Source organism: Rhodococcus sp. KB6 (assembly GCF_001445685.1).
GTDB lineage: Bacteria > Actinomycetota > Actinomycetes > Mycobacteriales > Mycobacteriaceae > Rhodococcus_F > Rhodococcus_F qingshengii.
The window spans coordinates 20,266-28,215 of record NZ_LNAK01000003.1; the positions used below are offsets into that span (position 1 = coordinate 20,266).

Annotated in this window: 9 protein-coding genes; 1 reads left to right on the forward strand and 8 read right to left on the reverse strand. The window is 63.2% G+C overall.

All coding sequences use genetic code 11. The features are described 5' to 3' along the window. Positions 1 to 8: 8 nt before the first annotated feature. The 8 genes from ASU23_RS00325 to ASU23_RS00360 all read right to left on the reverse strand — a co-directional run bounded on the left by ASU23_RS00325 (position 9) and on the right by ASU23_RS00360 (position 7,396). Positions 9 to 305: a hypothetical protein gene (locus ASU23_RS00325; RefSeq protein ID WP_172826972.1), complete on the reverse strand. Its 297-nt coding sequence runs from the start codon at positions 303 to 305 to the stop codon at positions 9 to 11. Between the two features lie 8 nt (positions 306 to 313). Further along, positions 314 to 1,267 (reverse strand): DUF5309 family protein, encoded by a 954-nt coding sequence (locus ASU23_RS00330; RefSeq protein ID WP_058036887.1) that lies wholly within the window; start codon positions 1,265 to 1,267, stop codon positions 314 to 316. Positions 1,268 to 1,309: 42 nt separating this feature from the next. Further along, positions 1,310 to 2,092, reverse strand: coding sequence for a hypothetical protein (locus ASU23_RS00335; RefSeq protein WP_058036888.1), 783 nt, complete (start codon positions 2,090 to 2,092; stop codon positions 1,310 to 1,312). A gap of 126 nt (positions 2,093 to 2,218) precedes the next feature. Next, complete coding sequence (locus tag ASU23_RS00340) at positions 2,219 to 2,500, reverse strand: hypothetical protein (protein WP_058036889.1); 282 nt, start codon at positions 2,498 to 2,500, stop codon at positions 2,219 to 2,221. Then, positions 2,497 to 3,714: a hypothetical protein gene (locus ASU23_RS33700; protein WP_156423034.1), complete on the reverse strand. Its 1,218-nt coding sequence runs from the start codon at positions 3,712 to 3,714 to the stop codon at positions 2,497 to 2,499. The genes ASU23_RS00340 and ASU23_RS33700 overlap by 4 nt, the downstream gene beginning before the upstream one ends. Beyond that, complete coding sequence (locus tag ASU23_RS00350; RefSeq protein ID WP_058036890.1) at positions 3,698 to 5,197, reverse strand: phage portal protein; 1,500 nt, start codon at positions 5,195 to 5,197, stop codon at positions 3,698 to 3,700. Before ASU23_RS00350 ends, ASU23_RS33700 begins: the two co-directional genes overlap by 17 nt. Beyond that, positions 5,197 to 6,954: a hypothetical protein gene (locus tag ASU23_RS00355; RefSeq protein ID WP_058036891.1), complete on the reverse strand. Its 1,758-nt coding sequence runs from the start codon at positions 6,952 to 6,954 to the stop codon at positions 5,197 to 5,199. The genes ASU23_RS00350 and ASU23_RS00355 overlap by 1 nt, the downstream gene beginning before the upstream one ends. Then, entirely contained in the window at positions 6,944 to 7,396 is a 453-nt protein-coding gene (locus ASU23_RS00360; protein WP_020907177.1) for a hypothetical protein, read from the reverse strand. Before ASU23_RS00360 ends, ASU23_RS00355 begins: the two co-directional genes overlap by 11 nt. Before the next feature lie 168 nt (positions 7,397 to 7,564). On the opposite strand from ASU23_RS00360, the gene ASU23_RS33705 reads away from it, so the two are divergent. Continuing rightward, positions 7,565 to 7,939, forward strand: coding sequence for a hypothetical protein (locus tag ASU23_RS33705; protein WP_156423035.1), 375 nt, complete (start codon positions 7,565 to 7,567; stop codon positions 7,937 to 7,939). Positions 7,940 to 7,950: the final 11 nt, after the last annotated feature.

A 7,950-nucleotide genomic window follows, 5' to 3' on the forward strand; every position in this document is an offset into this window, starting at 1 on the left:
CGTCTACCTCACTTCTCGTCGTTGGTGGCCGCGGCCTGCTCTGCGGTCCACTGGGCTTCGGCGGCGAGCCAGGCTTCGAGTGCGACCTTCTCGGCTTCGGCGTCCGCTTTCGCCTGAGCCTCAGCGTCCTTCTTGGCCTTGGCCTTCTCGGCTGCGGTCTGCGCCCTGGGCTGCTCGGGAACTTCGATGCCGTCGATGGAGGCGAGTGCGTCGAGGGTCTTCTTGTCGGTGATTTCGGCGACGCCGTCGACGAAGCGGACGCCAAGGTCGAAGACGATCAGCTGGGGGAAGCGCGTCGAGCGCACGGCCACCATCAGAGCAGTCCGGTCAGCTTGGCATGCTTGAGCTGGTTGCCGTACTTGAGTCCGATCTCGCCGTAGAGCTGAACTTTCTCGGACGCGCCGGTCTTGGCCAGTGGTTCGGCGAAGAAGTGCCCCTTGCCGGGGATCTCGAGGAATCGCGGTGCGCACTCTTCGAGGGAGACGACAGCGAGCTGCGTGGCCGGCATGTAGCGGTTGAGCATGATGTTGCAGCGTCCGAAGTCGGTCTCGAAGGTCTGCAGGTTCACGCCGCCCACGTTTCGGGTTGATTCCCGGTAGCCCTTGCCGTCGATGAAGATCTTCGTCAGTGCGCGCTTCTGCTTGGCGCCGACGATCACCGTGCGAGTCTCCGATTCCTGGATGCCGCCGTTCTCCCAGGCGAGCTGCATGAGGTCGAGGAGCATTGTCTCGGTCAGCGCGGCCGCGGTGCTGTTGGTGACCACGTTCGAGGTGATGGCTTCGAGGATGCCTCGGGTGCGGCGCTTGGTCGTGTTGTCGGTCGGCAGGTTGTAGGTGCCGATGATGAACGACTTCTCGACGTCGCGGGCGATCGACTTGATTTCCGCGGCGGTCTGGAAGGTGAGCTCGTCGGTGACGGGCTGGACTCCGGCCTGCATCGGGTCGGTGCCTGCGAGCTGACGAGTGGCTCCCTGCTTGGTGTACGAGACCGAGACCTGTTCCTGGTGGATCTCGAGCACGTTGTTTCCAGGGATGCGGTTGCGGCCGTTCGCTGCAGGTGCGTCGTCTCCTTCGAGGCGCTGACGGGTTGCGTCGGCGTCGCGCAGGTCGGTGGTCTGCCAGGTGAAGATCGTGGAGCCGGTGTTTTCTCCGCCGGTTAGTCCGCCGATCGCGGACAGGAACGGTGTGTCTTCGGTGGAGAGCTGGAAGAGCTCGCCGACGTAGTTCGGGAGATTGTAGGTGGTCCCCATTCCGGTAATTCCGGGCATGAGAGTGTCCTTTCACTGATGCCCGAATGGATCGGGCGGGGCTTATTTGCTTGCGGCTTGGAGCTTTTGAGACTTGAGCGCCATTGCCTTGTGGATGTCGCCCGCTTTGGTTGCCGCGGCGATCTGCGCGTCGAGATCAGGAGTGTTGGCGGGGGTGTTTCCCTCGCCGGGCACGACGACGCCGACACTGACCGGGGCGGTTATCTTCAGCGACGGGTTGGCGGTGACCGCGGTGGTGATTTCGGCCTTGATCTTGTCGGCGAAATCAGCGGCGGCCGGATCGAGGTCGAGTGATTCGATCTTCGCCATAAACGAGCGGGAGTCGATCAGCGAGTTGGCATTTGCCTCCGCACTTGTTGCGTGGCGCAGGATGGCATTCTCGATTCGGGCTTCACGTTCCCCTCGCTGTGCAGCGGTGAGGTCAGTGGAGAGCTTGGCCGGATCAGGTGGCGTGGCCGGGTTGTCTCCGCCAGTAATTCCGGCGACGAACTGGTCATACTTGTCGGCCTTGGCCTTGTTGCCCTTCGCGCGCGTTTCCCACTTGCGCGATTCGTCCATGGCCGCTTTGACTTCGGCCGGTGTCTTGCCCTCGAACAGAGTTGCCCACTCGTCCTGTGCAGGACCGGCGGATGTGGGTGTCGAGGCAGGGGCCGGCAGTGTCGCCGGATCTGCGGGTGCAGGCGGTGTGGCGGCCGGCGCTTGAGGATGAGCCTGGGGGTCAGGATCGCGGCGAGGATGGCGCCGTGCGGCGCGTGATCCGGCCGGACCGAAAAGGTCGACCGCCGAGGTGGTGAATCCGAGTCGTGCTGATCGAGTGTGTTGCATTTTTGCTCCCGTGCGGGATAGGTCAGCGCCGTGCGGCGCTGGGGGAATGTGGAGCCCGGGCTTCATCCGGGCATGACAAAGGCCCCGGAGCGGAATGCTCACGGGGCCTTTGCGATGTCGGTGTTGCTAAGCGGCGTTATTCGTCCTGATTTGCTCGAGCGCGAGGGTGAGATCCTCGACGTCCAGTTCGTCTGCGTCCGGGCGGTTGACGATCAGATCAAGAGCCGCCTGTTGGAACTCGTGAGAAACGGGGATGCCCTGTTCAGCCGCAGTCTCGAAGGCATCTACGACGGTGAGCTGATACTCGCCGGCATGGTATGTGCCGAGCGGAGTGTCCCCGTCGCCACGAGACGGGAAGTACCTACCATCCGCCACGAGGGCATCGGCGAGTTCCTTCACGCTGTTCATGCTCCCCACAATAGTTCACCCTCGCCCTTGGCGATTGATTTAAGGGCGTCCCAGTTCGGATAGGCGGTTCGCAGCGTTGGTGTCGGCTTACGCGCCGCCACGCGCGCTTCCACTGGCGTGCCGTTGACCACGCGCCGGAAGTAGAGCGTCGAGCCTTCCCGCGTGACCGAGTGCGGAGCGGCGAGAGTCAGATCGACTGCCGCCATGACCTGCTCTTCGGTCCACCCGGTGAACTCCGATTTGCCCATGCCAGCGCCGTCACCGTGGCCACCGCCGTTTTTGTCTCCCCTGATGATGTGCTCGCGTTTGGTTTCGACGTCGGGGCGATCCCGCGGTGAGAAATGGACCTGACCGTCACCGCGAACCAACTCGGGGTAGGCCTCGGGAACCTGGTCGTCAGGGACTCGCCAGGACCGATCGTCAGCCGCGCCGGATACAGCCTGTCCACCGGTTGGCGGTTTGATCGGCGGTTTGGCTCCACCTGTTGCGGCTTTCGGGTTCGGTGCCGCCTTGCTGGCAGTCTCACCAGCTCGCATGTGTGCGAGCACGGCCTTGGTGTCGATGGCGCCGTGTTCGCCGAGTTTCGGCGTTGCCCTGACAGCGTCGCGGTATTCCTTTTCCCATTCCTCGACGTAGGCCGGAGGCTCGTACGTTGTGCCGGGGCGAACCATGACCGCCATGCAGTGACAGTGGTCGTGGTAGCGGCCGCGACCTTCGGCCGACACCGACGCACCCTTTGACGAGTAGACCGCGCCTCGGGTGGCGAGCATGCGACAGAAGGCGCAGGCAGTCGCCGAGGCGTGCCGTGCCCAGGTGGCGCCGGTTTCTCGTCGGGCGTTGTCGACGATCGTTGCCCGGTTGGCGTTGAAGATCGTCCGCTGCGCGAGTCCTGCGAGTCGCCCGAGGGCGAGCTCTCCTGTTGCGTACAGCGCCCAGGATGTGGATGCCGCTATCTGTTCGGTAGCGGCGATCGCGGCAGGGGTTGCACGGTAGGGCAATTCGGGCGCGGCATCGTCGTACCACTGCGCAGACAGGTCCGCCGCGGTCGAGGCGTACGGAGTGAGCACCTCGGGTGTTGCGGTGACGATCGTTTGGCGGAACTCGTCGGTGGACAGATCCATTGCCGAGGCGCCGCGCCACAGATCAGTGACGTCGCGGACGGCCAGTAGGTTCAGGTTCTCGAGGATCTCGCGTTGGTCACTGAGCGGGGGCATCGGGAATGTCCTCCGCAGGCGTTCGCCTACTTGCCATCTCGATCACGTTGGGGTCTCCAACCTGCCGTGCGGCGTTGAGGATTCCGTCGACTCGTCCTGCGAGTGAGGCTTTGCGCATGTCTTCCATTGCGCGCGCGACCGTGGTTTCGTCCCAGCCCATCATTTCCAGGCCGACTGCCGATTCCTGCAGCTTCGGGTACGCCTGGATGATCTTGAGGGCGAAGTCGCCGGCCGAGGACTGCGACATCGTGGCCGGGTTGCGCCACTTGGTCCGCAACCGTCGCCAATCATCCGGGATGACGTCGCGATTCTCACGGATCTGCAGACCAGTCAGAATGGCTCGGACCCAGGTTGTACCGAACACCTGATTGCAGTACTCGGCCTCAATGAGCAGATCCTCTTTCATGGCGTGGATCGCCTCAGCGGAAGATGCATTCTCCTGGATGACACCGAGGGAGCCGACCGGGATCGATGTCTCACCCGAGAATTGCGTTGCCAGCGTCCGAAGTTGGTCCGAATGCGGTTGCGGAGACGCCGCGGCGAAGGTGCCGACCTCAGGGAGGTCACCTTCTTCTGTTCGTCCGGCTGCCCAGAGGCGGCCCATGATCGCCTGCCACTGAGTCTTGAGGTTGCCCTCGGCGTCCATGAACATCGACTCGTCGGCGCCCATGATCCACCGCTGCGGTGAGGAGTAGAACTCGGCCGAAACCTCCATACGCACCGCGGTGCGCAGGGCGGCGTCGGCGAGCCCCATGACCGGGCGAGAGATCCGCGAGGCGCCGAACGGGCGCTCGAGATTCGGCTTGTGCACCAGCAGTTCGACGGGGAGTCGGCCGAGGGAGTGCTTGCGACGCTCGACCTTCCACCCGAGAGTAAAGCGGGTCATCGTGATTACGACGTCGGGCAAGTACATCATTAAGACGGTGGGGGTTCCGTCCTCCGAGGTGTCGACGATCGCCAGGTGAGCTGAGAGTCGGCGCCGTCGACGATCCCACAGCGCCGTTCCCGACATCGCCGATCGAGTGGTGATCAGGACATCAGGCTCGCCGGATGCGACGTCGCCTTTGGTAGTGGCCACGAATGCACAGCTGTGGATGTAGGCGGACGTATGAGCTTGGGGCGCTTCGATGTCCATGTCGTTCGCGTTCCACATGGAGTCGATGCCCATTTCCAGCGAGGAGCCGCCGGGGATGACGAAGCCGTCCATCTTGTTGCGCCGCGCGAGTCCGTCGACAGCTTTGGCAGGCCAGCCGAGAACCATCTCGATGTTCACCATCTCCGGAGGAATGGCGATGCCGAGATCCTTGATCAGATTCTTCGAGTCGTAGTACGTCTGGCGAATCTTGTTGCGGGCCAGCTTCTTCATGTACTGCCGGATCAGTTTGTCGAGCGTGTTCTGCTCGTCGGGCTTCAAATCGGGGATCTGAGTGCCCGACGTGAGCGTGACAGGGCTGATCGCGCCGCCGAGAAGGGGAACATTCATTACGACAACACCAAAACCCTTCCCGTTCCGCTGGATGTGCGGACCTTGTTGCTGTTGAGTGCGAGGCGTCGACCGAGGAGTGCGCCGACCATGCAGACTGCGAGGTCGACCAGTTCGCCGGAGTCGCGGGACTTCTTGCCGAGGGAGTCGCCCCACTTGTTCGGGCGCATCTTCGCTGCGTGGACGTGCTTGCGCAGTCGCGGATCTCCGTCGTGGAGCAGCGTGCCGTCGTCGTCGATCATCTTCACGGTGAGTTCGGCCTGCTCGGTGAACTTCTGATTTCGGATCACGCCGCCGCGCTGCGAGAGACGCATGTCAAACTTGACCGAGTGGCCCTGCTCGCCAGGAGTCGCCCAGAGCTTGAGCTTCTTCCTGAAGTCGCGATGCCAGTCATCGATCAGGTTGATCCAGTACAGAGCTTCGTCCTCGTCATCCTTGGCGGGCGAGGGGTCCACGCCGAACCACACGACTTTGTAGCGGTCGAAGGTGCGGCGAACGACGTCGTCGACCTCGTCTCGTTTGACGCGGAACGGCCCCTGTTTCTTGACGTCCCAGCCTGGGGTCTTGGCCCACATGTCGATCGTCTGCACGAATCCGTCCGAGAGGCGGGCGGCGACGAGGCCGGTCGCATCTTCGGATTTCGAGCAGTCGAGGAACATGGCGATCTGGTCGCCGGGCTCGAGCCGCATGCTTGAACGAGCGAGATCGTCGAACTTGCGCGGATCCACCCATGCGTCGGCCGCGGCGGCCAACCCGTTGAGGTAGAACCGAATCGTGTCCGCGACGGTCGTACGCGAGTCGAGGACTTCACTTTCGAGGCGATCGAGATCCGCCCAGTCCGCATCCATGTAGGCGGCAGCGAGACCTGCGCGCAGTGATTCGTCGTCGGTGATGTCCGTATCCGGCGGCGCTTCGATCGAGTCGTACAAGATGTCGCGCCGCTTGGCGTTCGGATGCTGCTGAGCCTGCCACGCCTCGAACGAGAGCTCGGCAACCGAGTCGCTGCCCATCTGATGGGCGTTGGTGTACTCGAACACTCGCGCCTGAATCGATGCCGGCGACTTTCCGACGTTGCGCCGTGCAACCGCGGCGACCTGGTGCCCGCCATTGCTCTCGGTCATGTGGTGCGACTCGTTGAGCATGATGTGCGTCGCCGGGTCACCCTCGGCGGTCTTCTGCGAGGAGGTCAGCAGCTCCATCCGGCCGCCCTGATTCACCGTCGTGCGAGTGTCGCCGCAGTCGAGGCCGAACTCCTCGCGCGTTGCACTGGGGAGCATCGCATTCGCGACCCGCAGCACGTCTTTGGCCTGGGCCTCGGAGTTCGCAGCGATCTGCACGAGCGGGAGTCGGTGGCGAATACCGATGATGCGGCCGGAGCCGTCCCGACCGATCTGCGAAGGCCCGATGAGCTCGAGCAGGCAGATGCAGCCACCGAACGGGTCTTTGCCGGTTCCCTTCGAGCCTCGTTTGACCGCCGAACGATACAGCCAGCGGCCGGTTTTCGGATCGACGGCGTAGGCGAGGATCACGAACATCTTCTGCCCAGGCGTGAATTTCCAGCGTTGCCCAGTGGTGGGATTGACGAACCACTTCTCGGCGAACCGGATCAGCGCGGGACCAAGCGAAACCTCGGGCAGTTCCGCGAGCCGATCGGGGTGATTCCATTCCTTCGATGGATCGCCAGGCCAGGGGATCGTGCGCCACGCACCGGATGGATCGATCCAATATCCAGGGAGAGTGTCGAGATCAGAGGACATTTCGGTAGTCCTCCATCTGCGCTACGCCGGCCGAGGGGGTGTCCTCGTCTTCGATCAGCGGAGAAGCCTCGGCTGCATCCGGGTCGATGTACCGGATCCGCATGTCGCGGCGATGCTCGACCGTGTTGCCCAGCAACTTCTCTCGGGCACGGAGTTCGGCGGCGGCCTTGACGTCGCCGTCGTGGAACTCTGCTGCGATGAGCGCGGTATCGATGGCGTACTGCCAATCCGAATCCGACCACAGCACGCAGTGCGGCATCGTCGAGATCGCTTTCCACCACCGGCGAGTAAGTGTCGGCCAGGACTTGCCCTGCAGCCGCTTCGAGGGAAGCTTCGGAGCGTCTGCGAACGGGATGTCCTTGACGTCGGTCCAGTCGTGTTTGAGCGCATGACGATTGACGCGCTGACCTTCGGCTTTGGGCTTTCGACCGGCAATGGCCACGGCTGATCACCTCAGTTCGCGCGTAGTGCGCCTGCCGGCGTCTCGGCGGGGCATGATTCAGGCGTGAAAACGTTGAAACGAAATTTGTGGATCCCAGCGGTATGTGTCGGTGTCGCGTTGATCGTTCTTGTGACCTGTCTCGCCCGGAAACCGACGAAACCGCATGCAGTGAGTCCGGTTTCCGACGAACTGCAGGTATTTGCCGCTGCAGTGGCTCCGATCGGCGCTATCTTCACGACGATCGGCGTCGGCGTAGCGCTGTTCGTGGCAATCCGCGACAGTCGCCGCTTCGCGAGGGAAGAGCAGCTACGCCATGAGCAAGACACGGCGCGGCGAGCGGACCAGGCGCGACTCGTTCAGATCGTGTCGTACACGAAGAATCAAGGGGACCTTCGTCGTATTTCGATCGAACTTGAGAACCTCAGCGATCTTCCGTGTCAATGGCCACGAAGTTCTCCCCGTAGGCGGCCAGTAGTTCTCCCCGCTGGTGGCCACGGGTTCTCCCCGGTGGCGGCCAGTTGTTTTTCCCCACCCGCTTTCTGATTTGGGTTAGC